Annotated in this window: 1 protein-coding gene; it reads left to right on the top strand. The window is 47.4% G+C overall.

Annotation, left to right across the window (positions count from 1 at the left end; all coding sequences use genetic code 11):
• Window positions 1–1,011, top strand: a 1,011-nt coding sequence (locus AB4Z33_RS31005) for a sensor histidine kinase (RefSeq protein ID WP_442053585.1), incomplete at both ends; no start/stop codon positions are given.

Here is a 1,011-nt window from a genome sequence, read left to right as displayed (position 1 = left end):
GAGGGAACGTACGAGTTCAAGTTCGAAGGCAAGCCGTCCAAAGTCGTAATCGAGAATTTGATGCCGCCATCCAGCAGCAACGGACTTAAGATCGTATCGGTATTTACAATAGAAAGCATTGTTAGCGGCGCTAACCGAATAAGCTTGCTCGGGTTTGGCGTTATTCTGATCAGTCTTGTTATCGCCTTCATCTTAATTTATTTCTTCTCTGCTATTCTTGCGAAGCGGATGCTTGCGCTGAACAAGGATTTGAACAAGGTGGCGCTTGGCGACTTCAATGTAATCTCCGACGTGAGCGGCAATGACGAGATTGGACTGCTATCAAGACAGTTTAATAACATGGTAGTCAGCATTAGGGGACTCATGGACGAGGTTACCGAATCGCATCAGCAGCAGGCGCAACTGCAATTAAGGCAGAAGGAAATTAAGCTGAAGATGATGGCCAGTCAGATCAATCCTCATTTCTTGTTTAATGCGCTCGAATCCATTCGGATGAAGGCCCATATTAAAGGCGAGAAGGAGATCTCGTACATTGTGCGGATGCTTGGCAAGATGATTAGGCGCAACCTCGAGATCGGAACGAAAAAGATCGCCCTAAAGGCCGAGATTGAGATCGTTCACAGCTATTTGGAAATTCAGAAGTTCAGGTATGGGGACGAACGCCTAACCTTCGTTCTAAATATTGCGCCTCAAAGCGAAGGGATCGAGATTCCTCCGCTCATTATTCAACCGCTTATTGAGAATGCGGTCGTACATGGACTTGAGGATCGAGCAGAAGGGGGCTTCATTTCCTTAATAACGAGCGTTGACGGCAACAAGCTGCGTGTGGAGGTTGCCGATAACGGCGTTGGGATAAGCGAGGAGAGAATGCGCCAAATTAACGAGTCCCTTCATGATATGGAGGAAGAAGATGAATACCGCATTGGACTTCGCAACGTTCATCAACGGCTGATTATGATTTATGGAGAGGCACACGGTCTTCAAATACAGAGCAGTGCTGAGGGTACGCGC

Origin of the sequence: Paenibacillus sp. 2TAB19 (assembly GCF_052115185.1) — a bacterium.
Classification (GTDB): Bacteria; Bacillota; Bacilli; order Paenibacillales; family Paenibacillaceae; genus Pristimantibacillus.
This window is presented reverse-complemented; position numbering and strand designations above follow the sequence as displayed.